Annotated in this window: 22 protein-coding genes and 1 tRNA gene; 17 read left to right on the top strand and 6 right to left on the bottom strand. The window is 61.7% G+C overall.

Features of this window, described 5'->3' with window-relative positions; translation table 11 throughout:
• Window positions 1–228 precede the first annotated feature (228 nt).
• Window positions 229–903, bottom strand: a complete 675-nt coding sequence (locus YUU_RS0129305) for a GntR family transcriptional regulator (protein ID WP_198031847.1) — start codon at window positions 901–903, stop codon at window positions 229–231.
• Between the two features lie 118 nt (window positions 904–1,021).
• Between YUU_RS0129305 and YUU_RS0129300 the strand changes: the two genes are divergently transcribed.
• The 7 genes from YUU_RS0129300 to YUU_RS0129270 all read left to right on the top strand — a co-directional run bounded on the left by YUU_RS0129300 (window position 1,022) and on the right by YUU_RS0129270 (window position 7,411).
• On the top strand, window positions 1,022–1,819 hold the full coding sequence (locus YUU_RS0129300; RefSeq protein WP_027525581.1) for an enoyl-CoA hydratase/isomerase family protein: 798 nt from the start codon (window positions 1,022–1,024) through the stop codon (window positions 1,817–1,819).
• A gap of 9 nt (window positions 1,820–1,828) precedes the next feature.
• Window positions 1,829–3,088: a CaiB/BaiF CoA-transferase family protein gene (locus YUU_RS0129295; protein ID WP_027525580.1), complete on the top strand. Its 1,260-nt coding sequence runs from the start codon at window positions 1,829–1,831 to the stop codon at window positions 3,086–3,088.
• 62 nt (window positions 3,089–3,150) lie between these two features.
• Entirely contained in the window at window positions 3,151–4,143 is a 993-nt protein-coding gene (locus tag YUU_RS0129290) for a tripartite tricarboxylate transporter substrate binding protein (protein ID WP_027525579.1), read from the top strand.
• A 57-nt stretch (window positions 4,144–4,200) separates the two neighbouring features.
• Window positions 4,201–4,683, top strand: coding sequence for a tripartite tricarboxylate transporter TctB family protein (locus YUU_RS0129285; protein WP_027525578.1), 483 nt, complete (start codon window positions 4,201–4,203; stop codon window positions 4,681–4,683).
• An 11-nt stretch (window positions 4,684–4,694) separates the two neighbouring features.
• A complete protein-coding gene (locus YUU_RS0129280) occupies window positions 4,695–6,233 on the top strand; it encodes a tripartite tricarboxylate transporter permease (RefSeq protein ID WP_027525577.1) in 1,539 nt (512 codons plus the stop codon).
• On the top strand, window positions 6,230–7,261 hold the full coding sequence (locus YUU_RS0129275) for a 4-hydroxythreonine-4-phosphate dehydrogenase PdxA (RefSeq protein ID WP_027525576.1): 1,032 nt from the start codon (window positions 6,230–6,232) through the stop codon (window positions 7,259–7,261). Before YUU_RS0129280 ends, YUU_RS0129275 begins: the two co-directional genes overlap by 4 nt.
• Before the next feature lie 76 nt (window positions 7,262–7,337).
• Window positions 7,338–7,411 (top strand) — tRNA-Gly (locus YUU_RS0129270).
• Between the two features lie 134 nt (window positions 7,412–7,545).
• Here YUU_RS0129270 and YUU_RS52070 read toward each other — a convergent pair.
• The 3 genes from YUU_RS52070 to YUU_RS0129255 form a co-directional block, all read right to left on the bottom strand.
• Window positions 7,546–8,829, bottom strand: coding sequence for a hypothetical protein (locus tag YUU_RS52070; RefSeq protein WP_245288121.1), 1,284 nt, complete (start codon window positions 8,827–8,829; stop codon window positions 7,546–7,548).
• A complete protein-coding gene (locus tag YUU_RS0129260; RefSeq protein WP_156944566.1) occupies window positions 8,826–9,014 on the bottom strand; it encodes a hypothetical protein in 189 nt (62 codons plus the stop codon). Before YUU_RS0129260 ends, YUU_RS52070 begins: the two co-directional genes overlap by 4 nt.
• A gap of 118 nt (window positions 9,015–9,132) precedes the next feature.
• On the bottom strand, window positions 9,133–9,720 hold the full coding sequence (locus YUU_RS0129255) for a hypothetical protein (protein ID WP_027525573.1): 588 nt from the start codon (window positions 9,718–9,720) through the stop codon (window positions 9,133–9,135).
• Window positions 9,721–9,846: 126 nt separating this feature from the next.
• Here YUU_RS0129255 and YUU_RS0129250 point away from each other — a divergent pair, with 126 nt between their 5' ends.
• The 7 genes from YUU_RS0129250 to YUU_RS0129220 all read left to right on the top strand — a co-directional run bounded on the left by YUU_RS0129250 (window position 9,847) and on the right by YUU_RS0129220 (window position 15,259).
• Window positions 9,847–10,203: a hypothetical protein gene (locus YUU_RS0129250; RefSeq protein ID WP_027525572.1), complete on the top strand. Its 357-nt coding sequence runs from the start codon at window positions 9,847–9,849 to the stop codon at window positions 10,201–10,203.
• Window positions 10,204–10,214: 11 nt separating this feature from the next.
• Window positions 10,215–10,964, top strand: coding sequence for a bifunctional DNA primase/polymerase (locus tag YUU_RS52065; protein ID WP_084801597.1), 750 nt, complete (start codon window positions 10,215–10,217; stop codon window positions 10,962–10,964).
• Entirely contained in the window at window positions 10,957–12,399 is a 1,443-nt protein-coding gene (locus YUU_RS52060) for a phage/plasmid primase, P4 family (protein WP_051389938.1), read from the top strand. The genes YUU_RS52065 and YUU_RS52060 overlap by 8 nt, the downstream gene beginning before the upstream one ends.
• Window positions 12,400–12,649: 250 nt before the next feature.
• Window positions 12,650–12,892 (top strand): hypothetical protein, encoded by a 243-nt coding sequence (locus YUU_RS0129235; protein WP_035663637.1) that lies wholly within the window; start codon window positions 12,650–12,652, stop codon window positions 12,890–12,892.
• A 326-nt stretch (window positions 12,893–13,218) separates the two neighbouring features.
• Window positions 13,219–13,917 carry a recombinase family protein gene (locus YUU_RS0129230; RefSeq protein ID WP_027525570.1) on the top strand — a complete coding sequence of 233 codons (699 nt, stop codon included), beginning with the start codon at window positions 13,219–13,221 and terminating at the stop codon, window positions 13,915–13,917.
• Window positions 13,918–14,248: 331 nt separating this feature from the next.
• Complete coding sequence (locus YUU_RS58970) at window positions 14,249–14,833, top strand: hypothetical protein (RefSeq protein WP_156944565.1); 585 nt, start codon at window positions 14,249–14,251, stop codon at window positions 14,831–14,833.
• A 195-nt stretch (window positions 14,834–15,028) separates the two neighbouring features.
• Window positions 15,029–15,259, top strand: a complete 231-nt coding sequence (locus YUU_RS0129220) for a hypothetical protein (RefSeq protein WP_027525568.1) — start codon at window positions 15,029–15,031, stop codon at window positions 15,257–15,259.
• Window positions 15,260–15,531: 272 nt separating this feature from the next.
• Here the strand turns inward: YUU_RS0129220 and YUU_RS52055 are convergent, their stop codons facing one another.
• Complete coding sequence (locus YUU_RS52055) at window positions 15,532–15,789, bottom strand: hypothetical protein (protein ID WP_035663636.1); 258 nt, start codon at window positions 15,787–15,789, stop codon at window positions 15,532–15,534.
• Window positions 15,790–16,721: 932 nt separating this feature from the next.
• Between YUU_RS52055 and YUU_RS62420 the strand changes: the two genes are divergently transcribed.
• Window positions 16,722–17,525: a septal ring lytic transglycosylase RlpA family protein gene (locus tag YUU_RS62420; RefSeq protein WP_084801596.1), complete on the top strand. Its 804-nt coding sequence runs from the start codon at window positions 16,722–16,724 to the stop codon at window positions 17,523–17,525.
• A 637-nt stretch (window positions 17,526–18,162) separates the two neighbouring features.
• On the opposite strand, the gene YUU_RS56760 is transcribed toward YUU_RS62420, so the two are convergent.
• On the bottom strand, window positions 18,163–18,402 hold the full coding sequence (locus tag YUU_RS56760; protein WP_084801595.1) for a DUF1127 domain-containing protein: 240 nt from the start codon (window positions 18,400–18,402) through the stop codon (window positions 18,163–18,165).
• Window positions 18,403–18,557: 155 nt separating this feature from the next.
• Here YUU_RS56760 and YUU_RS0129205 point away from each other — a divergent pair, with 155 nt between their 5' ends.
• Together YUU_RS0129205 and ltrA are read left to right on the top strand one after the other, a co-directional pair.
• Window positions 18,558–20,117 carry a tetratricopeptide repeat protein gene (locus YUU_RS0129205; protein ID WP_027525566.1) on the top strand — a complete coding sequence of 520 codons (1,560 nt, stop codon included), beginning with the start codon at window positions 18,558–18,560 and terminating at the stop codon, window positions 20,115–20,117.
• A 544-nt stretch (window positions 20,118–20,661) separates the two neighbouring features.
• A complete protein-coding gene (gene ltrA, locus YUU_RS0129200; RefSeq protein WP_051389937.1) occupies window positions 20,662–21,993 on the top strand; it encodes a group II intron reverse transcriptase/maturase in 1,332 nt (443 codons plus the stop codon).
• The last annotated feature ends 167 nt before the right edge of the window (window positions 21,994–22,160 follow it).

The raw sequence follows: 22,160 nt of genomic DNA, 5'->3' as shown, positions 1-22,160 counted from the left end.
TGTTGTCTCGCTGGTCCAGGGCTGAGAGCGCCCCGCTGCCAGGCTTCACGTCGAGCCTAGCGGGCGATCCCAGCGAGGTGACAGCGCTTGAGATAAGACACTGGATCACCTCCTTTCGTTGGTTTCGGGACACTCAATATAGGTCGAGATCGCGCGGAAGTTAAGGGGCGGAATTGTTGCCGCCGGGCTGGAATAAATCTCCGCCTGTTGTGATTTCGTCGAGCGCGTTCAGTTGTCGCCGTCATCCACGGCAGCGAGAGCCGCGCCGTCCGTCTCGGCAAATCCGGCCTGCAAAACCTCCTCGCGCTTGTGGCGCAGATGAGCGCGCAGGATGTGGGAAAGGCCTGTGCCGTCGCGTCGTTGCAAGGCATTGAGGATCGCTTCGTGTTCCCTGACGGCGAGCGCCCAGCGCTGCTGCGTCATCGGCGTGACGTAGCGTGCGCGGCGAATGCGCGCCGTCACCGAATTGTAGAGGCTTGCGAGCACGGGATTGCCGGCGGCGGTAACGATCGCTTCGTGGATGGCGCGATTGCAGCGGTAATACTGGATCAGATCGCCATCGCGGTAATGCTGCGCCATCGCCGTTTGCGCGGCGGCAATCTCGTCGATCTCGTCCTCCGTGATGCGCTCGCAGGCGAGCTCGCCGGCGAGCGCCTCGAGGCCCTGGCAGACCTCGAAGAGATCGCGCATGTCCTTGTCGGTCAGCTTTGCCGCGCGCGAGCCGCGATGGGGCAACAATTGCACGAGGCCCTCGGCGGCGAGCACCTTGAGCGCCTCGCGCAGCGGCGTGCGCGAGATCTGGAGCCGCTCGCACAGCTCGCGCTCGGGAATCCGCGCGCCCGGCGGGATTTCGCCGTCGAGCAGGATGTCGCGGATGCGGCTGACGACGTCCTCATGAAGCATCGGACAAATTTCTATTTTGCATGCAAAAATGAGTTTATCGACGAAAGTTTAGAAGTTCCAGCTTGAAAATTCAGAATTTTGCATTCAAAACTGCAAAAAACAAGACGGATACGGGGAAATGGACCTGGCAGTCGCGGAGGCGGAAGACCTCGTTTTCGAGCGTGAGGACGGCATCGGGCGGATTACTTTCAACCGCCCGCAGGCCCGCAACGCCTTGACCTTCGGCATGTATGAGCGGCTCGCCGCGATTTGCGAAGAGGCGAGCAGCGATCATTCCATCAAGGTGCTGGTGCTGCGCGGTGCAGGCGAAAAGGCCTTTGCCTCGGGCACGGACATCAATCAATTCCGTGAATTCAGGACGCCACAGGACGCGCTCGACTACGAGAACCGGATCGACCGCGTGCTCACCACGCTCGAGCAATGCCGGGTGCCGACGATTGCCGCGATCAACGGCTTCTGCACCGGCGGAGGGGCGGGGATCGCAGCGGCCTGCGATCTGCGCATCGGCACGAAGAGTGCGCGTATCGGATTCCCCATCGCGCGAACGCTCGGCAATTGCCTGTCGATGTCCAATGTCAGCCGTCTCACCGCGCTCATAGGGGCTGCACGCGTCAAGGATCTGATCTTCACTGCGCGTCTTGTTGATGCCACGGAAGCCGCAAGCGTCGGCCTGCTCAGCGAAATCGTCGAGGATGGCGCGGCACTCGACAAGCGTGCCGACGAGGTCGCTCGCCTCGTCGCGAGCCACGCGCCGCTGACGCTGAATGCGACCAAGCAGGCGGTGGCCCGCTTGCAAAAGCGGCTGACGCGGGAGGAGGGCGAAGACCTCATCCTGATGTGCTACACGAGCCAGGATTTTCGCGAAGGGCTCGATGCGTTCCTCAACAAGCGCGCCCCGCAATGGCGCGGCCAATAGGACGAGCCGATGAAAAAGGATCAATCGCACGCCACCGCTCGCCCCACGGGACCGCTGGCCGGCCTCAAGGTCATCGATCTCACCCATGTCATGGCCGGGCCGACCTGCACCTTGATGCTCGCCGACATGGGCGCCGACGTCATCAAGATCGAGAAATGGCCGAACGGCGATGACACCCGCCATTCGGTGCCGCCGAAGATTGGCGACGAGGCCGCCTCCTTCCTGATGATGAACCGTAACAAGCGCGGCATCGTGCTGGATCTGAAGACCTCCGGCGGCAAGGAGGTGCTGCGGAGGCTGATAGCGAGTGCCGACGTGCTGGTCGAGAATTTTGCCCCGGGCGCCATGGAGCGCCTCGGCTTCGGCTACGAGGACCTGCACAGGGAGTTTCCGTCGCTGATCTATTGCTCGCTGTCGGGCTTTGGCCGCACCGGTCCCTACAAGCACCGTCGTGGCTTCGATCTCGTCGCGCAGGCGATGAGCGGCATCATGAGTTTTACCGGCGAGCGCCCCGATGGTCCGCCGGTGAAATGCGGCCCGCCGCTGTCCGATATCACCGCCGGCCTGCTCGCGAGCATGGGCATCCTCGCGGCCTACACGCATCGCCTGAAGACCGGCGAAGGGCAGTGGGTCGAGACTTCGCTCTATGAAGCAGCCCTGGTGCAGACCTATTGGCAATCGACGATTGCGCTGGCCGCGGGCACCGCGCCGCGCGCAATGGGGTCGGCGCATCCGCTCAATGCGCCGTATCAGGCCTTTGAAGCCTCCGACGGCTGGCTGGTGGTGGGCGGCGCCAACAAGAAGCATTGGCTGTTGATGCTGGAAGCGCTCGGCGCGAGCGAGCTCGCCGCCGATCCGCGCTTCGCCACCGGTGCCGACCGCATGGCGCATCTGAAGGAGCTCGAGAAGGTTTTGAGCGAGCGCTTCCGCACCAGGACGCGGGCGCATTGGCTCGCGGCGCTGGATGAGAAGGGCGTGCCGTGCGGACCCGTGCACGACATGCTGGAAGCCTTGAGTGATCCGCAGACGCTGGCGCGCGAGATGGTCGTCGAGGTCGAGCATTCGAGGCTCGGTCCGGTGAAGACCATCGGGCTTCCCGTCAAATTCTCGGAGACGCCTGGCAAGGTCCGTTCCGGTGCCCCCGTCTATGGCGAGCATACGCACGAGGTGCTGGCGGAATACGGGTTCGATGAGGAGCAGATCGAAGCGCTCGAAAAACAGGGCGCAATCGTTTCGGCGTCCACACAGCGCGAGGAACGAGTCGCCTGACAGGACGTCGATACGACGGACCAGAACAACCGATAAAAACAAAAGATCAGCCGGAGGAAACCATGCGTAGCACGTCAGCACTTCTGCTTTCCGCAGCCGCGGTCGTCCTCGCCGGCACGATGCCGGCGTCTGCGGCCTGGCAACCGCAGAAGCCGATCGAGTTCGTTGCCACGGCTGGGCCGGGTGGCGGCACCGACAACCTTGCGCGCGCGGTGCAGAACATCATCACCAAGTACAAGCTGACCGAGCAGCCGATCGTCGTCGTCAACAAGGGCGGTGGCAGCGGTGCCGAAGGCTATGTCTACGGCAAGGTCTCTGCGGGCGATCCCTACAAGGTGATCTTCGGCACGTCGAATGCATGGCAGCAGCCGCTCGTCTCCAAGGTCGCCTTCAACTACACCGACCTCACCCCGATCGCAGCGATGGCGCAGGACGAGTTCTTGCTCTGGGTCAAGCAGGACGCGCCCTATAAGACCGCGGGCGACTATCTGAAGGCGGCGGCATCGAGCGAATTCAAGATGGGCGGCGCGCAGTCAAAGGACACCGACGAGGTGCTGACCCGCATGATCGAGAAGACCGGTCATGTCAAACTGACCTACATCCCCTTCAAGAGTGGCGCCGAGGCCGCCGTGCAGCTCGCCGGCGGGCACATCGATTCCCACGTCAACAATCCGAGCGAAAGCCTGGGACAATGGCGCGGCGGAACGCAGCGTCCGCTCTGCGCCTTCAGCCCGAAGCGGCTGCCGCAGGGGCCGAAGATCACCGCGACGGAAGGCTGGAGCGACGTTCCGACCTGCGTCGAGCAGGGCCTCGACATCAAGCAGTACGAGCAGCCGCGCACGGTGTGGCTGCCTGGCAAGGTCACGCCGGACCAGGCCGCGTTCTATGTCGACCTCATGAAGAAGGTGCAGGCGACGCCGGAATGGAAGGACTACATCGAGAAGACCTCCCAGGTCGACACGTTCCTGACCGGCGGCGACTTCGACAAGTTCATCAAGGAAGATCTCGAGCACCTCAAGCAGGTGGCGAGCGAGCAGGGCTGGCTCATCAAGTGAAACGGCGAAGCACCGCGCCATGATGTCCTGTCGTCACCCGCCCTCCAGGAGCCCTTGATGATATCGCGCCGCGCTCTTGAACTTTCGACCGCCATCCTCACCGGCAGCTTCGGCGCCGCGGTGGTCGTCTCCAGCCTCGACAACGGGATCGGGTGGTCGAGCGCGGGCGTGGACGCCGGCACATTCCCGTTCCTGACCGGCGTCATCATCGTTCTCGGCAGCCTGTACAATCTCGTGCGCGGCGCATTGCCGGCCGCGACGCTCGCGAGCGTTCCCGTGGCGATCACGCCGACCGAGCTGCGCCGGCTCGCAAGCCTGTTCGTGCCGGCCGCAATTTTCGTTGCGGCGATTCCGCTGCTCGGGATGTATCTCGCCTCGGCCATCTATATCTTCGCGGTGCTCGCGATCCCCAGACATCAGTCCATGCCGCGCGCGCTCGCCATGGCGGCGGCGACAGCGCTCGCGCTCTACGTCGTGTTCGAGCGCATGTTCCAGGTGACGCTGCCACACGGCGCGCTTGCCGCCGCGTTCGGGTTCTGACGGAGACGTCGATGGATAATCTCCAGGAACTCCTGCACGGCTTCACGATCGCGGTCACGGTGCCGCATCTGGTGCTGATGGTGATCGGAGTGCTGCTCGGCATTCTCGTCGGCGTGCTGCCGGGGCTCGGCGCGCCGAACGGCGTGTCGCTGCTGCTGCCGCTGACCTTCGGCATGCAGCCGGTATCGGCGATCATCCTGCTCTCCAGCATGTATTGGGGTGCGCTGTTCGGCGGCTCCGTCACTTCGATCCTGTTCAACATTCCCGGCGAGCCATCGTCGGTGGCGACCACCTTCGACGGCTATCCGATGGCGCGCGACGGCCGGCCCACGACCGCGCTCGCTACCGCCTTCGGCTCGGCTGCGTTCGGCGCGCTGGTCGGCGTCATCCTGATCACCTTCCTGGCGTCATGGGTGGCGCAGGTCGCGCTCGCTTTCGGGCCGCCGGAATATTTTGCGGTCTATTTCCTTGCCTTTGCGAGCTTCGTCGGTATGGGCGGCGCGGCGCCGATCAAGACCGTCGTGGCGCTCGCGATCGGTTTTGCGATCGCTGCGATCGGCATCGACACGGTCTCCGGGAGCGTCCGCCTCACGATGGGCGTCGACGAGCTCGTGAAGGGCGTGAGCTTCGTCGTCGCGGTGATGGGCCTGTTCGGTATCGGCGAGCTCCTGGTCGCTGTCGAGGAGGAGGTTCACGCCCGCGCGGTCTCCTCGAAGATCGACTGGGGCGAGGTGTTTCGCGCGGTGGCGCGCCTGCCGCGGCATGGCGTTGCGCTGCTGCGCAGTGCGGCGATCGGATGCTGGATGGGAATCACGCCGGGCGGTCCGACCGCGGCGTCCTTCATGAGCTACGGCATCGCCCGGCGCTTCTCGCGCCGCGGCCGCCACTTCGGCACCGGCGAGGTCGAAGGCATCATCTCGCCGGAGACGGCCGATCATGCCGCCGGCACCAGCGCGCTGTTGCCGATGCTCTCGCTCGGCATTCCCGGCTCGGCCACCGCGGCCGTGATGATGGGCGGGCTGATGATCTGGGGGCTCAATCCCGGGCCGATGCTATTCGTCGACCAGAAGGACTTTGTGTGGGGCCTAATCGCCTCGATGTATGTCGGCAACATCGTCGCCGTCGCGCTGGTGCTGCTGACCGTCCCGGTCTTCGCCGCCCTGATGCGGATTCCGTTCGTGATTATCGCGCCGCTGATCGTGATCATCTGCGTCGTCGGTGCCTATTCGGTGTCGAATTCCTATCTCGACGTGGTCATGATGCTCGGCTTCGGGATCGTCGGCTATCTCTTCAAGAAGCTGTTCTATCCGCTGGCGCCGCTGGTGCTCGCGATCGTCATCGGCGACAAGGCGGAGGACGCGTTCCGGCAGTCGATGCTGATGTCCAAGGGGTCGCTCGGAATCTTCTTTGCCAACCGGCTGGTGACCTGCCTGGTGGTCGCCGGCATCGCGCTGTTGCTGCTTCCGCTGGTGTTGCAGCTCACGCGCATCTGGCGCAAGCCAACGTCGCCCGCACACGAGACGACAAGCCAGGAGAAGGTGATCATATGACCGCAAAGCCGCTCGTTGCTCTCGCAATGGGAGACCCCGCCGGCATCAGCCCGGAGCTGACGGCGAAGCTCGTGGCGCTCGACGACATCCGCGCCCGCGCCCGACTGGTCGTGATCGGTGACCGCCGTATCTTCGATGAAGGCGCGCGCGTTGCCGGCGTTACGCCGGAGCTGAAGACGGTGGAGCAGGGCGCCGATCTCCGCGCGGCGGAGGGCGACGCGTTGTTCGTCGATCTTGGCCATCTCGATCCGGCGGAGGTCGAACGCGGCGTTGCGAGCCTTGCCGGCGGCGGGTTCGCGCTGGCCAATTACCGGCACGCGCTCGAGCTTGGCCGCGACGGCCGCGTCGATGCGGTCTGCTTCACCCCCTTCAACAAGCAAGCGATGCGGCTTACCCGCGCCGACTATGACGACGAGATCGCGTTCTCGGCGGAAATCGCCGGGCTCAAGACCGCGGCGAGCGAGTTCAACGTGCTGGGCGAGCTCTGGAACGCGCGGGTCACCTCGCACATCCCGCTGAAGGACGTCGCTGCGCGATTGTCCGCTGAGCGCATCCATCGCGCGCTGAAGCTGACCGACAGCTGCATGCGCAACGCCGGCTTTGCGCGGCCGCGCATTGCAGTCGCCGGGCTCAATCCGCACGCCGGCGACGGCGGCAATTTCGGCCGCGAAGAAATCGATATCATCGCCCCCGCGGTCGAAGCCGGCCAGCGCGATGGCATTGTCGCTGAGGGACCGTTCCCGGCCGACACGGTGTTTCTGCGCGCGAAGAACGGCGCCTTCGATGCGGTGCTGACGATGTATCACGACCAGGGACAGATCGCGATGAAGCTGATGGGCTTCGATCGCGGCGTGACTCTGCTCGGCGGCTTTCCGTTTCCGATCTGCACGCCCGCGCACGGCACCGCCTACGACATCGCAGGCAAGGGGATAGCATCCACCGGCGCTAGCCGTGCCGCGCTCCTGCTCGCTGCCGAGATGGCCGACCGTCGCGAAGAAGTAGAGGAGGTGCGGGCCGCGGCGTCCTGAGCCTGTTCGCAACGCCTAAAAGGCGGGGTCTGGACGGTTGAGGCGCCCGGCGCGCCGTGTTAGGGGATGCCCAGATGCGGGTGTAGCTCAATGGTAGAGCAGCAGCCTTCCAAGCTGAATACGAGGGTTCGATTCCCTTCACCCGCTCCAATGATTTCAATGGCTTAGACTGCGAGCGCTCCCAACTTCCGACAAGTCGGGCTGAACACTTCCGACAAAGTTTTCGCGATCTGTTCGCGAAAATTCGTGCCCCATAAAGGCCGAGTTCAATCTCGAGCGAGGGCTCAGGCGTTCTGGCCGCGCTTCTTGATGCGCTTCAGCTGGGCCACCTGCTTGCCCTCGTCGTTGCCATGGAGGTAGTGGCCCATCGCCTTGGTCGATGACCATTGGCCTTTCTTCATCAGCTCTAGCTCTGTCAGGCCGGACGTTACCGACTCGGTCGCGCCGCCGTGGCGGCCGAACGAGGTGAAGGTTAGTGGCTGTGGTTCACCGTTAGAGTCCATCAATGGGGGCAGGCCAGCCGCGTCGATGATCTCCCGGCACTTGCGCTCAACCTGCGTCAGCTGCTCGTCCTTGCCAACCCATGGGCGGCCGGTGCCGTCCCGGCGAAGCATCAGTCCGCCGGTTGGCCGCTTGGCCTTGATCTCGTCCAACTCCCTGATCAGCGTTGGGTAGAGCGGCTCGCCGTTGTCATCGAAAAGCGGCTCCCACGAGCCGGTGCCGGTTTTCCAGTTGATGACGTAGATGTGGTTCGGCCGGTCGGTGGGGCGGTAGTGCTTGACCTGGAAACGGATAAAGATGTGCGCCTTCCGCTGCAGCAATTCCCAGCCGATCATAGCGGCCGTTGCCAACGACGGGTAACCCATCTCGACAGCCTTGGCGCGGAAGATCATCAGCTGTTCGAACGTCGCATGTGGCGTCTCGCGCGTATCGCCTGACACCAGTCCCATCTTCTCGAAGGGATTCTTCAGTGGAAACACGCCAGGATTGGCGCGCGAAACCGTGTTCCATGCGTTGCGCGCGGTCTTCATCGCGTGGTTGGTCGTAGTGCGGCGCTGGACCAGAATCTCGTTGCCCCCTGCGTCCTTTTCTCTTTTGTGAAGCAGCCTCTTGAACAGGTCATCGACGAACGCGGTGTCGAGACTCGTGACGCGCCTAGTGCCGAGGCGCTTGCCGTCCTGCAGCACGTAGTCGGCAATCATGCCGATGCCGGTCTCGTGGACGCGCTGCTGCCCAGGACTCAGCGGGCGCGGACGCTTCGCGGTCGCCTCATTCCACGTCTTACGGAACTCATTGAACATCCAGTCGATGCTGCCCCTGATCACGCCAACGTCGGGCTTGCCGTCGTTGCCGTCAGTGCGCCAACTATCGAATGCGGGCAGCAGCACCGTCTCCGCGCGCTGGACTGCTGCGGCGTAGTCGGAGCCTAGCGGCTCGTTGCCGACGGAGCAGCCCTTCTTTCGCGCCCACGTCGGCACGTCGAAGAAGTAGAACCAACGTCCGCCCCACGGCTTGCGACGTACATAGCGCGGCAAGGGCAGGGCAGAGCGAGGCGGCTTCGGCTTCATAATAGTTTTCTCAATTGCTCAGGCGTCTCGATGACGGGCTCGCCGGTCTCGGACGCGCTGACGGCGATCTTGATGGTACCGTCCGCGGCCAGTTCAACACTTCTGACCTGCAAGCCGACGGATCGTATCGACTTGAGCGTCCGCTCGACCTCGGAAGGTTTTATGCGCCAAGAACCGGTACTCATGGCAATGTCCTGGTGGCACGTATTGATGACCCGAAGCGCTGCCGCCGTGGCGCCCCGCTTTGCCGCTCCGCGCTGTTCGAGTTTGATTACCACGCGGCCGGGGGGACCGCTCACGGTTTCACGAATCGTCTTCCTCCGCTTCGATCTGGCTAAGCGCACCCTTTGTGAAAGTAATGAGTTTGGAGAACATTTCGCGTTCGATCGCCGCAGTAACACTGATTGAGCGGCTGACCATGGTCTCGTCAATCGCGGTGGGATAGTAATCGAGGATCTCGCCGGCGCTGCTGACCAGTTGGCCGCGCCAAGGGCGAGTGACGCGGATTTCGTAAAAAGAATCCCCTATAAAGATATGGTCAAAAGTCCAAATCGGCATTTGTCCAGCTAGCAACAGCCCAACATCGCTCCTGAAGGTGGGCTTGCCGCTTTCGATCCACCAACTTTTGTATTGCTTTGATGGCACGGGCATTGCCCTGCACAGATCCGCAACGCATTCGTCAACCTTGGACAGCGATTCAGCCGCCAGAAGACTGATTAGAACCGCGGCAAAATTTTCGGCAGTGAAGGGGACACCGCTGCCGGGTCCGCGACCTGTTGTTGGTTCCAGGACGCCGATGTTCACGAGCGCTCTTTGTCGCTCGTACAGCGCGGCGGGGGAAACGCCCAATATCGGAGCTACGCCCTGCAGGAACGATTTGAGACCAGCCATGAACCAAACCAAATCACAAAAAGTGGTGGGCGTCCACCTCTTTTCCTTTATTGGTCGGACAGTTTGAGTCATAATGGTGGTGGTAATACACCACTTAGACCCGATCGGAAACGGCAGGAGTCAGATATGGCCAAACGAAACGAAATCTTCCCGTCAAAGTACCTGAAGGTGAGTGATCTGAACGGCAAGCCGCACGTGCCCGAGATCGAGCGCGCTCCGACCGAGACGCTCGGCAGCGGCGGCAATGCGGAGACCAAAACTGTCTTGTACTTCCGTTGCGGCATGAAGCCGTTGCCGCTCAACATGACCAACTGGGACAGCGTCGCTGCGATCGCCGGTGACGACACCGATAACTGGCCCGGCCATCGCATCGAACTCTATCCGTCCACGACGACGCTGCGCGGTAGCACTGTCGACTGCATCCGTATCCGCGCACCGAAGGCCCCGCCGGCCGCCAAGGTCGGCGACGCAATCCCGTTCTAGGGAGACGCGCCGTGATCCAGACAGCCTTGGCTCTCGCGGCGCGGGGACTTCATGTCTTTCCGTGCCGGCCGCGTGACAAGCGGCCGGCAACGGCCAACGGTCTCAAGGACGCCACCACGGATCAGGACATCATTTCGGCATGGTGGCAGCGACAGCCCGATAACAACATTGCTATCGCGACCGGTGCGGCGTCCGGCGTCTTCGTGGTCGACGTTGATGGTCGTGATGCCGAAGCCGCGTTGCGCAAGCTTGAAGTAGAGCATGGCCCCTTGCCCGCGACCGTCGAGGCCATCACGGCTCGCGGTCGCCATATCTACTTCAAATGGCCAAAGGAGCCGGTGCGTAACTCCGCAGGCAAGATTGGACGGCACATCGATGTCCGGGGAGAGGGCGGCTATGTACTGAGCCCACCGTCCATCCACCCCAGCGGTCGCCCCTACTGCTGGAGCGTAGACAGTGCAAACGCGATCGCGGACGCGCCCGGCTGGCTGCTGGCCCTGCAGGCTGGCGCTCCCGTCGGCAAAACGCCTTCCCTGGAATGGCGATTGCTGATTGAGGGTGTCAGTGAGGGCGCACGCGACTGCAGCATTGCGAAACTCGCCGGCCATCTCCTGCGCCATCACATCGACCCTTTTGTCGCTCTCGGCCTGCTGCAGTCGTGGAACGCTACCGACTGCACGCCCCCACTGCCTCGCGGTGACGTCGAGCGCATTGTGAACAGCATCGCTGGCAGGGAGCTGCGGAGACGCGGTAATGGCTGACAACATCGTAAAGTTGGCTGCTCTGCAGGATGCCGGCGAGCCCCCAGCCAGCTCGGAAGACGCGCTTGCACTTATCTACGCGGAGCGGCACGCCGCCGATTCCCGTTACGTTGCAGCCTGGGGGCGGTGGTTCGTCTATGACGGCAGCCGCTGGGGTGCCGATGACACCTTGCACGCGTTCGACCGGGCTCGCGTCATCTGCCGAGAGTTCGCGCCGCAATCCAGCAAGCCCACCGCTGTGGCATCGGCCAAGACCGTTGCCGCCGTGGTGCAGCTTGCCCGCGCCGATCGCCGCCTTTCTGCGACCGTCGAGCAGTGGGACCAGAACCACTTGCATCTGCTCACGGCCGCTGATGGCGATATCCCGGCTGCGGTCTACGACCTGGCTACGGGACTGTCCCGCGAGCCGGACCCGCTCGACTATATGACCAAGTCCACGGCTTGCGGGGCCGCACCACCCGGCACGCCTCACCCGCAGTGGAGTGCATTCCTCGAGCGCATCACGGCCGGCAATGCCGAGCTGCAGGGTTTCCTGCAGCGCTACATCGGATATTGCTGCACCGGCCTCACGACCGAGCACGCCTTCGTTTTTGCCTACGGCACAGGCGCGAACGGCAAGAGCACGTTCATTAACACGCTTGTCCGCATTTTCGGTGACTACGCGACCGTTGCCGATATGGGCACATTCGTCTCGAGCAACACCGAGCGCCACCCGACCGATCTCGCCAAGCTCCGCGGCGCGCGCCTAGTTGTTGCGCAGGAAACGCAGAAGGGGCGTCGCTGGGATGAGACCAAGATCAAGGCCCTGACAGGTGGTGACAGGTTGACCGCCCGGTTCATGCGGCAGGACTTCTTCGATTTCGTGCCGACTTTCAAGTTGTTCATCGCCGGCAACCACAAGCCGCGCATTGGCACCGTCGACGAAGCCATGCGGCGGCGCTTGCTGCTTGCACCCTTCACCGTCCGGATCCCGGCCGGCGAGCGTGATCCTGGGCTACCCGAAAAGCTGTGGGGCGAGCGCGCGGCGATCCTGCGCTGGTGCCTCGACGGCTGCCTGCAATGGCAACGGGATGGGCTCGCAGCACCTGCCCTGCGTGCGCGAGGCGACCGACGAGTACTTCCGGAGCCAGGACACGGTCGGCGAGTGGCTGGAGGACTGTACCGAAGACGCGGCCGATACCGCTTTCACCCGCATGAGCGCCCTGTTCGCTTCCTGGAAAGTTTGGTGCGAGGAACGCAATATCAAGCCCGGGAGCACCATGGGGTTATCCGGCATGCTGGAGGATCGTGGCTACGAAAAGCGGCGCGAGTCACATACGGGCCAGCGGGGCTTTGCTCGCGTTCTTATCAAGAAGCACTGAGTGCGGTGACAGGTCCGACAGGTTTCTCCATTATGGACGTCACGCGCGCGCGCGTAACGGGGATAACCGGATAGCCTGTCGGACCTGTCACCCGCCTCAAAAAACCCGATCGAGAGAAGTGATCAGTCAAGATGCCGCGGAGGGACATTCGCCGGCCGGGACGGATCGCGTTATACTGTGACTAACGTCCCAATGAACCGGTCGGATGTTGAGCCAGAAACCATCATGCGATGGCATTGGATACGCTAGGGCGCCAACAGGAGGGGGGTAGCTCCACCCCGTAAGCATTTGCCCAGAAAGAAAATTCCAACTGATTTACGGTCAATGGCGCGGGGGCACACCGCGTTGTGCGTCAGGACGCTTGCGGGGATCGTCAGCCAAGAGGCCGCACCACCGGCCGCGCGCGTAGCTGCGGCAGGCATCCTGCTGGATCGCGGCTGGGGCAAACCGATGCAGCCCATTGCCGGCGACGATGGTCAGCCGTTGACGATCGTCATCCGGCAACTCCTCGAGCCGTCTGATGTCGATCTCACGCCGACTGGTCCGACCGCCGGGCGGGTAAACTGATCCTTTTGGGGACTGATTACCGAATGGACGCCACGTTAGTCGTGATCTTCAAGTTTTGCGATGTGAGGAAATAGCCGACGAGAGCTAGGATCGTAGGCTCTCTCGCTGGGTAGGCGCGCGCAAAAAGACCGCGAGCCAAGAGGTTTCTGACGCTGCTCGCGTCCTCACATAATCTAGCTAACATTTGAGGACTTCCCATCAGACGCGGTGAGGTATGCAAAACGGAATCGCAGGGATTCTGAAATGTTCGTACGAGTTCTCCACGCAGAGTGTTACAAATTGATCTAACGGGCGTTACATCAAGACGTGTATGGGGCTTTTGGCGCGTGGCACAGGGAAAATTTATCTCCTACCTGCGGGTTTCGACCGACAAACAGGGACGTAGCGGCCTTGGTATCGAAGCGCAGCGCGAGGCCGTTACGAGCTACCTCAACGGGGGCCGGTGGACGCTCGTATCTGAATATGTGGAGACGGAGAGCGGCCGGAAATCGGACCGGCCGAAGCTGGCGGCGGCGCTCTCGCACGCCAAAGCCATCGGGGCGAAGCTGGTATTCGCGAAGCTGGACCGATTGACCCGAAACGTGGACCTCCTGCGATCGCTTGTCGCCAGCGATGTCGATTTGGTGTTCTGCGACCTGCCGAGTGTTCCTCCTGGGCCTATGGGAAAGTTTCTGCTCACTCAGATGGCCGCGGTCGCAGAGTTGGAAGCCGGTTTGATTGGCGAGCGCACCAAGAAGGCTCTGGCCGCCGCAAAGGCCCGAGGCGTGAAGCTTGGTAACCCGAACGGCGCTCGTGCCCTGCGCGGCAAGCAGACAGGCAACGCTGAAGCAGTCGCCAAGATCAAGGAGAAGGCGGCGCAGCGTGCAATCGATCTCCAAGGCATCATCGAGGGCATCAAGCGAACGGGCGCTACCAGCGTTCGCGCTATTGCGCATGAGCTGAATCAGCAAGGCGTCAGAGCGCCCCGCGGGGGTTTGTGGCATCCGACCGCCGTGGCGCGTCTTGTCAGAACGGCAGGCGCCTGAATGGATCGCCAGACCGGGCACGCATCCAACGGCTCCGGCAGGGAATACCTGTCGCCGAAGGCGATGATGCTGGCGCACAGCCGGCAGGCCCGGGGGGCTAATGTCGGGATTGCATCAGTGCGGGTACCTGAACCAGTACCCAGCTCATTTTTGCGCGCTCGTCGCCGCCGGTCGAACGGAGGACTGGGCATGTCAATGCCCACAGATGGTGAGTAAGCGATCGCTACCGCGAACAGGTTTGCGAGTGCACTTGTGATGCGCGCCCTGCAATTAACAAGCTCTGTTGTTAGCTTCGTCGCATTCCGCCGATCAGTCGCAGTGGATGAACGCTATGGTCCAGCTAAGAGAAAAGCGTTTACGAACTATTCCCGAACTGGTGATGGCGCGACTAGCTAGAAAGATCGGACGTGGCCATGACGCAATGTACCATGGGACGCGTCAGCTGCCTTGCATACTCCGTACGGGAATGTTGCTTCCGGCCGACGTTGGAGATCCCGCGGTCTTCCTCACCAGGTCTCCGGACGTCGCAGCATATTGGGCCGACACGACAGTCGGAAAGAACGAGGAATATTGCGGCGGCATCTTGGTCTTAAATCGAACCTCCTTAATTCAGAATTATCGCCTGGAGCCTTCGCGCTACCCTGAGAATTGGATTGATGAGCGTGAAGAGAGTATTTGGTATCGCTGTGTAAATATTCGTCGCCATCTTCTGGGCGTTGTGCGCCAACCGGACCAACATGGCGTTTATGGCTGGTGGTACCAAGGGGAACAAGAGGAGTTCTTGACGCAAGCGCAAGCAAGATCATTGCACCGAATTGTCAGCGAGGGACGGGCCAAGGTACGCAATGTCATTGTTCAGCAGCGGGGACATGCTGCGGCAGTTTCGTCGATCAGTGGACGCGCGACCGTCGGTTAATCGAGATTGGCACATGCCGGCGTGCCACGGGGCAGTAGTCACCAAGGCATCAGCGCGCAATCGATCTTTGCGCCGTGGTTGTTTCCTCTCAGCTAGGATAGAATAATTTGGTGCGGTAGCGATCCCTATGCCTGCGACGAAAATGGGTTGCTGTGGAAGGACCGTCTGTCTGCCGCACACTCTCGCGAGGGGCCGATGACTAGCACCGTTTACTCGCCTGACATTCCGAAGACCGCCGAAGAGGTCGAGCTGGAAGACATCATCCGCGAGCTGGCTTATCGGCTTAAGGATGCTCGCGAGGGCAGCGCCGAGTACAAGATGATCGAGCGCCAGATGGAAGGCATCCGGCGCGGAAGCGAGCTGGGCGGCCTGCTGATGGAGGAATACGATATCGGTGGTCTCAGCGCGGTGCGTTACTGGTCGTAGTCGGACTGGTCCGTCAGACCGCCGATCGCGCCGGGCGGATTGCGTAGAGCACACGCTCCGCCCAACGGCTCTGGCGGCCCTCACGGTGGGCAGCTATCGCTGAAGGGGGGTGGGGACTCCGGGGGCGTTCACCCGGGATCGAAGCCACCAAGGTACCGGTATCGGTCAGTGACACATGTCTTTTTGTTCGCAGCCGTCTCGCCGGGTTCTGCCAGCCAAGTGGCTCCATGCGTGCAACGGTAGGGGAGCCGGGTCTCCTTGCTCCAAGCAACTCAATCGCTCGAACTGACCCTCTTGCGTCGGCGGTAGTTTGTGCCCCAGTCGCATCGTAGCCGCTTGGCCAACACGGCTGCTGTCCCCTCAGCGCCTGCCGCGTTGTCGTGCAGGCTATAGGCGGTCTGCTCGAAACTGCCATCGATGATCATCACATAGAACTCATGCTCGCCCTCGCGATCAACCCGCACGTGTTCGGGATCGTCGATCTGCAGCCGACCGAAGTCGGCGTGATCAATGAGGTGGACGACGGACATCAGCGCATCTCCCCCGGGGATGCAGTGCAGCGCAGACGGTTCGGCGCGGTCCTTCTTGCCACACAGCAACTATTGCCGATTGGGTAGCTCCCTGGTGTTGGGCTCGGAATAGACCATTATGACCTGACACCATCGCATTCAGATCGCTAGCAGGTAGGAACGGATCCTGGCCCCGATGACCGGCTTTAAGTGCGGGGATGCTGGGGGTACTTCCGACTACGATGCCTCTCGGTGACTCAGCGGGGTCCATGGGGGCGTTTGTGTGGGTCAAGGCTGCCCCTCCAGCTCGTGGAGGGAAGGACTCCTGGCGGACTCCTGAACTCGAGGGGCCGCTACCGAACCGGCGCGTGGCGACGTTCCGGCATCTGCTGCGTTTTGTCTCGTGGCCCCCTTGCTTTGGCGGACGGATGCGAAGGGACTGCATAGCAAAACGCCTGCACCCGCCGACTTTACTCCGGCTTCCAGAGCAAAGCGGACATCGCCGGAATTTCTGCACGGCCAGCCCAGTCGCGATTGACCCGAATGTATGGTCCGGCCGCGCGTTGCAAGAGGTTTCGTCAACCTGGCAGATGCGGTCTTGCATCAATGTATCCGGCCTCTGATTGGAGCGTGTTGGGCTCCGGGCCATCATGGATATCAGCGCGCATTTTTGGTCGGGTTGTCGATCGACGACCATGACTTCGCGGAGCCGTCCGCGGGCGAATCAACTCGCACCTTGCGCCGAGAATGCTGATGCAGTCGGCCCCAGGAAAAATCGTCGAATAGCCGGGAAATTTGGAGCAACCAAAGATCGTTTTGCGAGTTTGCTTCGATCACCGGCCGGGGCTCGTCCGTAGGCCGCCGGTGGCTGAGAGACCGCTAGCGCTCCCGCCTGCACAAAGGAGGAGCGCGCTACGCGGTCCCTTGAAGGTTACCGCCAGCGCCTGCACTAAATGGTAACTTCTAAGTGGACGGCGCGATGCGTAGCCCGCTCGCGGACGGCATTCGCCGTGTTCGCTGCAACTCTCCTGGTCGGTGTGACTGCCGCCGACCTTTCGGCCGAGGCGAGGCACCATCACAGCCATCAGGCACGTCACGCTGTGAACATGTCTGGCACCTCTTTGCATAGCGACAGCGCGTCGGCCGCGCCCTCATCGGAGAGCGGGCGCGTGTTCTCCGGCATTGCGTCGTTTTACGGGAACGAATCCGGCCGCCGGACTGCGTCGGGCCAGCGCTTCGACCAGAACGAGCTCTCATGCGCCCACCGCTCGCTGCCTTTCGGCACCAAGCTTCGCGTGACGTATGGCGGTCGCAGCGTGGTCGTCACGGTCAACGACCGCGGCCCCTTCATCCGCGGCCGGGTGCTCGACCTCTCGACCGCTGCGGCGCGTGCCGTCGGTCTAGCAAGTGCCGGCATCGGCCGTGTCACTGCGGAGGTCATCTTCCTGAGCGACGGAGTCTGGCGGGCACCCGCTAGGGAGTCCACTGGGACGCGCTTCGGCCAGGAAAGGTTACAGATCGTCAGTAAGCAGGGCGAGTGCCGCGGTAATGACCTTCATCGCCCTTCCTCCCCCGGCAACATAGCACACTCGTCGGTGCGTTCGTTGGGCGGACTAGCGCCAGAACGAGCACAACGGCGCTGGCCATACCGCCAGGATTTACCGCCAGAAATCCTTGAATCCGCGCTTGTCGCAACAACACCGCGACCGTATCGTCGTATTTTCCCTAGGAAAGGGACCAATGCGATACGGCCCTAACGGCGTCGTAGACGCCTCGCCGATTAGGCTTCGCGACGGCGGCCGCTCTGATCGAGGGTTGGTTTCACACTCAGGCGATCTCGTCTACCAAGATGCGGATGGCTAACTTCGATGACTTTGCTATCTATCGCAAATTAGCAAGCCACGAAGAATGTTGAGCGATGCCAAGGACGATTGGCTACCTTGAATGGAGGCAGTTAATTTCACGGTAGAGATTCCCGCTTCTGGCCCCTCGCGTCATTTGCTGCTTCTGCACAAATGCGAGCGCTATCGGGACCGAAGCGGACATCGATTGGTGGCGAGCACTGCCCGGCTTAGTCGCGAATGACCCACAAGGGACATCGGAGCGAAAACCAAACCGGCGGCGCTCATCGAATAGCTTACGTCGATGCTTTCGCATCCGGTCGCCGCGCAACGAGAATGTTGCTGAAACACTGCAACACTATCTCGCGTCTTTGGTTGCGGTGCGACGGGTTCCGATTTCCGCGTCTTCAAAGTACAAGTTGGCCATCGGGCTCATCTCAGCGAAATACGGATAACAAAACTGACCCGCGCCCAAATCGTCGGGTCTGGCAATGGTGCGTCTGGTCGTGTGTCCAATTTCCGGCTATGCACCGTCGGCAGTATCGGACGTTCATCATGCGGACCGGATGCCTCGTGGGTCGATACCTCGGTTCGAAGCGATGTAGTCGATCTCGCCACGCGTAGTGCCGATATCCATTAGCTCCCGATCACTTAGATCGCACAAGGTGGCTCGTAGTCTCTGGCGGCTGTGCCGTTCCTGTAGCGCACTCCAACATCTGTTGAAGAAGCTGGATACGCGTCGCGTCGATGGGGCGGTCTGTCCCAACCCTGTCGCATCATAGGTCGTGCTCATCGCGGCAGCTCCTGGGTGTGATTTCTACTCGGATGATGCCAAGCACGGGAGGGCACGCTTCACATTTGGCTTACATTCTCCTCACCGGCAGCTTATTCTTTACGTTCTGAGAGGTGCTAGGTCCGGGCATGATCAGAGCCTGAAGGAATGGCAGCTTGCGTTATCACTTCGAGGAGTTCGCACTCGACACTGACCGGCGCGAACTGCATCGCGGGACGGAAATGGTCTCCATCGCTCCACAGGTATTCGACCTGCTCGATTACCTGATCCGCAACCGGGAACGCGTTGTTAGTAAGGAGGATCTAATCAATGCCGTTTGGAACGGCCGTGTCGTGTCCGATGCAGCACTGACGACCCGTCTCAATGTAGCCCGCAGCGTGATTGGCGATTCCGGCGACGAGCAGCGCCTTATCAAAACGCTGCAGCGCAAGGGATTCCGCTTCGTCGGAACAGTGCTGGAGATACGAGGCCCGGGATGCACTGCAGTTCCCGACGACCGCGTAGAACCGCTGAAATCGGCCCTCGCGCTCCCCGACAAACCCTCCATAGCGGTGCTGCCGTTCCGAAACATGTGTGGTGATCCCGATCAGGATTACTTCGCTGATGGCATGGTAGATGAAATCACCACAGCGTTATCACGGTTCAAATTTCTCTTCGTGATCTCGCGCAATTCGAGTTTTACTTACAAAGGCAAAGCCGTCGACATCAAGCAGGTCGGGCGCGAACTCGGCGTGCGGTACGTGCTGGAAGGCAGTGTACGCAAGGCAGCCGGAAAGGTCCGCATCATCGGCCAATTGATCGATGCCGCGACGGGGGTGCACCTTTGGGCCGATCGATTTGAAGGTGACCTGACCGATATGTTCGCTCTCCAGGATCGGATGACCGAGAGTGTTGTTTCAGCCATTGCACCAAAAATGTTTCAAATTGAAATCAGTTTAGCTGCACGTCGGCCGAATGACCTTAGTGCCTACGACCTTTGTCTTCGAGCAGTACCGCATTTAACCTCACGCGCCCCGGGCGGAACGGTCGAGGCCCTTCGGCTTGCCTCTCGCGCCTTGGAGATTGACCCCCGATACGGCTTTGCTGCGACCCTTGCAGGAACCTGCCACTTTGTTAATGCGGGTGAGGGATGGACGGCCGATCCGAAGTCGGAAATTGCGGAAGGATTGCGGCTTCTCCGATTGGCAATTCGCATCGACGAGAACGACTCTGAGGCGTTAAGCGCACTTGGCCGTGCAACGGCTATGTGGTCTTGCGATTTCGATACTGCGCGAGAGTTGGCGGACCGTGCGGTCTCCTCTAACCCTAATGCAGCTGACGCATGGGTCCATCGAGGTCACACTTACTTGCTAGCGGGACGGCCCGAAGAGGCTATCAGGAGCTTTGAGCGCGCCATTCGAATAAGCCCATTTGACCGGCTACTTGCTTCAAATTTGGCAGGAATGGGTTTTGCATACATCGAGCTTCGTCGCTTTGACGAAGCAATCGTCGCTGGCAGGAAAGCCCGACGTCAGAGCCCCTCCTATGCGGCAGCTCACCGCTGTCTCGCGTCCGCTTTCGCGCTACTCGGACGCGATGCTGAGGCACATGAGGCTGCAGCGCGTGTGATTGAGTTCGACCCCGCCTTCACAATATCTGGGTGGATCGCTCGAGGCGGGCAATCCAATGCGAAACTAGTAATCGAGGGTTTTCGCAAGGCGGGGTTGCCCGAGTGAAGCCGGTGCACTTGTGCCGACGAGGTCATGGAATGGCCGCTTCTGGCGTGCGCCGTGAGAAGGCGGCGCTTTCCAGTGGGTGCAAGTCCCACCCGGCGAAACGCTCCAGCCGGAAGCAACCGGAGCAGCTATGGAGGTGACGAAGTGGCTGAAGCCTTCGGATAGCTGTCACGATATACGGTGACAGCGCGAGTGTGCAGGCCGTAACGCGAGTGAACGCTGAGCAAGCCTCGAAAAGGACGATGCACGGGCCGACCTGACGGCCATATCAGGGAAGGCTGACACGACTGGGGCGACGTGAGCGAAGCAATACCTCCAGTCGCTGTGCCGGGGTAGTGGCGACGGCATGTACACCAGGAAAGCGTACGCAACACGGGAGGCCCCAAGGCGTGGTCAGGGATGATCAACCGGACGCCCGCGAGGGACAGGCCGGGCGCCTTGAGGTGGCGGAGAGGTTTGTAGTACCGCTGAAGCCGGGTAACGCCGGCGGAGGGAAGGGACCTCAGTTCAAGACGAACGCAAGACGTGGTGAGGGACCTGGGGATTGGGCAACCTAACAACTCCAAAGAGTGTTCAGAAACTGCAGACGGCGTTACACGCGAAAGCGAAGGCAGAAGCCGGCTACCGCTTTTACGCTCTGTACGACAAGATCAGCCGGGAAGACATCTTGGCCCATGCCTATGCTCAATGCCGCTCCAACAAGGGCGCACCGGGTGTAGATGGGCAGGACTTCGCGGAGCTCGAGGCGTACGGGGTGCAGCGGTGGCTTGGCGAACTGGCGCTTGCGCTCAGGCAGGAGACGTATCGACCGGACCCTATCAGAAGAGTGTATATACCGAAGGCCAATGGCAAACTCAGGCCATTGGGCATCTCGACCGTGCGTGATCGGGTCTGCATGACAGCAGCGATGCTGGTGCTTCAGCCGATCTTTGAAGCCGATCTTCCACCAGAGCAATATGCCTACCGCACCGGGCGAAACGCCCAGCAGGCGGTGGTCGAGGTGGAAGCGCAGCTGTTCCGTGGCCATCCGGAAGTCGTGGATGCCGACCTCGCGGACTACTTCGGAAGCATTCCGCATGCCGAACTTCTCAAGTCGGTAGCGCGCCGAATTGTTGATCGGCGCGTGCTGCATCTGATCAAGATGTGGCTGGAATGTCCCGTGGAAGAAACCGACGATCGAGGAAGGAAGAAACGGACGACCGAGGCACGGGACAAGCGGCGAGGCATCCCGCAAGGCTCACCCATCTCACCACTGCTGGCGAACCTGTACATGCGCCGGTTTGTGCTGGGATGGAAGATGCTCGGGCTGGAGCGAAGCCTTGGCTCTCGCATCGTGACCTATGCCGACGATCTCGTAATCCTGTGCAGGCGGGGCAAAGCTGAAGAGGCCTTGCGACAACTGCGCATGATCATGGGAAGGCTGAAGCTGATGGTCAACGAGGAGAAGACACGAATCTGCAAGGTACCGGAAGGAGAGTTCGACTTCCTGGGCTACACGTTCGGGCGGATGTACTCAGCGAAAACCGGCCAGGCGCGCCTGGGCTACCGGCCATCGCGCAAGAGCATCAAACGCGTGATCGAAAGCATTCACGCGCTCACCGCCCGATCAGGAACTTGGCAAGAGACCACGGAGCTCGTAGGCCAGTTGAACCGCACGCTGCGCGGATGGGCGAACTACTTCAATGTAGGCACCGTCACCAAAGCGTATCGGGCGCTCGACAATTACGCGGCTGCGCGGTTGCGCCGGTGGTTGCGCTTCAAGCACAAGGTCAGGCGACGCAGGGGCGGAACCTATCCACTCTCGCACCTATACGGGTACTTCGGGCTCGTACGCCTAACCGCGCTTGGGCGCGACATGCCGTGGGCGAAGGCTTGAAGTCTTGTCCGAGAGCCGGATGCGGGAAATCTGCCTGTCCGGTTCGATGAGCGGGATGTGGAAACGGAGCCAAGGGTGAACTACTAAGGCACCGCCAGACGAAAGAGGCGGCCAACAGATATGTTCAGCCTACCGCCACCGCGCCACATCTCGACTCTACCCTTCGC

It is taken from the genome of Bradyrhizobium sp. Ec3.3 (assembly GCF_000472925.1).
In the GTDB taxonomy this organism is placed as follows: domain Bacteria; phylum Pseudomonadota; class Alphaproteobacteria; order Rhizobiales; family Xanthobacteraceae; genus Bradyrhizobium.
Note: the sequence above shows the minus strand (reverse complement) of the source record. Positions and strands in the feature narration are given on the sequence as shown.

Bases quoted from the DNA above. Each gene is read 5' to 3' on its own strand.
- YUU_RS0129305 (WP_198031847.1), bottom strand. From the start codon at position 903: ATGCTTCATGAGGACGTCGTCAGCCGCATCCGCGACATCCTGCTCGAC.
- YUU_RS0129300 (WP_027525581.1), top strand. From the start codon at position 1,022: ATGGACCTGGCAGTCGCGGAGGCGGAAGACCTCGTTTTCGAGCGTGAG.
- YUU_RS0129295 (WP_027525580.1), top strand. From the start codon at position 1,829: ATGAAAAAGGATCAATCGCACGCCACCGCTCGCCCCACGGGACCGCTG.
- YUU_RS0129290 (WP_027525579.1), top strand. From the start codon at position 3,151: ATGCGTAGCACGTCAGCACTTCTGCTTTCCGCAGCCGCGGTCGTCCTC.
- YUU_RS0129285 (WP_027525578.1), top strand. From the start codon at position 4,201: ATGATATCGCGCCGCGCTCTTGAACTTTCGACCGCCATCCTCACCGGC.
- YUU_RS0129280 (WP_027525577.1), top strand. From the start codon at position 4,695: ATGGATAATCTCCAGGAACTCCTGCACGGCTTCACGATCGCGGTCACG.
- YUU_RS0129275 (WP_027525576.1), top strand. From the start codon at position 6,230: ATGACCGCAAAGCCGCTCGTTGCTCTCGCAATGGGAGACCCCGCCGGC.
- YUU_RS52070 (WP_245288121.1), bottom strand. From the start codon at position 8,829: ATGAAGCCGAAGCCGCCTCGCTCTGCCCTGCCCTTGCCGCGCTATGTA.
- YUU_RS0129260 (WP_156944566.1), bottom strand. From the start codon at position 9,014: ATGAGTACCGGTTCTTGGCGCATAAAACCTTCCGAGGTCGAGCGGACG.
- YUU_RS0129255 (WP_027525573.1), bottom strand. From the start codon at position 9,720: ATGGCTGGTCTCAAATCGTTCCTGCAGGGCGTAGCTCCGATATTGGGC.
- YUU_RS0129250 (WP_027525572.1), top strand. From the start codon at position 9,847: ATGGCCAAACGAAACGAAATCTTCCCGTCAAAGTACCTGAAGGTGAGT.
- YUU_RS52060 (WP_051389938.1), top strand. From the start codon at position 10,957: ATGGCTGACAACATCGTAAAGTTGGCTGCTCTGCAGGATGCCGGCGAG.
- YUU_RS0129235 (WP_035663637.1), top strand. From the start codon at position 12,650: ATGGCGCGGGGGCACACCGCGTTGTGCGTCAGGACGCTTGCGGGGATC.
- YUU_RS58970 (WP_156944565.1), top strand. From the start codon at position 14,249: ATGGTCCAGCTAAGAGAAAAGCGTTTACGAACTATTCCCGAACTGGTG.
- YUU_RS0129220 (WP_027525568.1), top strand. From the start codon at position 15,029: ATGACTAGCACCGTTTACTCGCCTGACATTCCGAAGACCGCCGAAGAG.
- YUU_RS52055 (WP_035663636.1), bottom strand. From the start codon at position 15,789: ATGTCCGTCGTCCACCTCATTGATCACGCCGACTTCGGTCGGCTGCAG.
- YUU_RS62420 (WP_084801596.1), top strand. From the start codon at position 16,722: ATGGTAACTTCTAAGTGGACGGCGCGATGCGTAGCCCGCTCGCGGACG.
- YUU_RS56760 (WP_084801595.1), bottom strand. From the start codon at position 18,402: ATGAGCACGACCTATGATGCGACAGGGTTGGGACAGACCGCCCCATCG.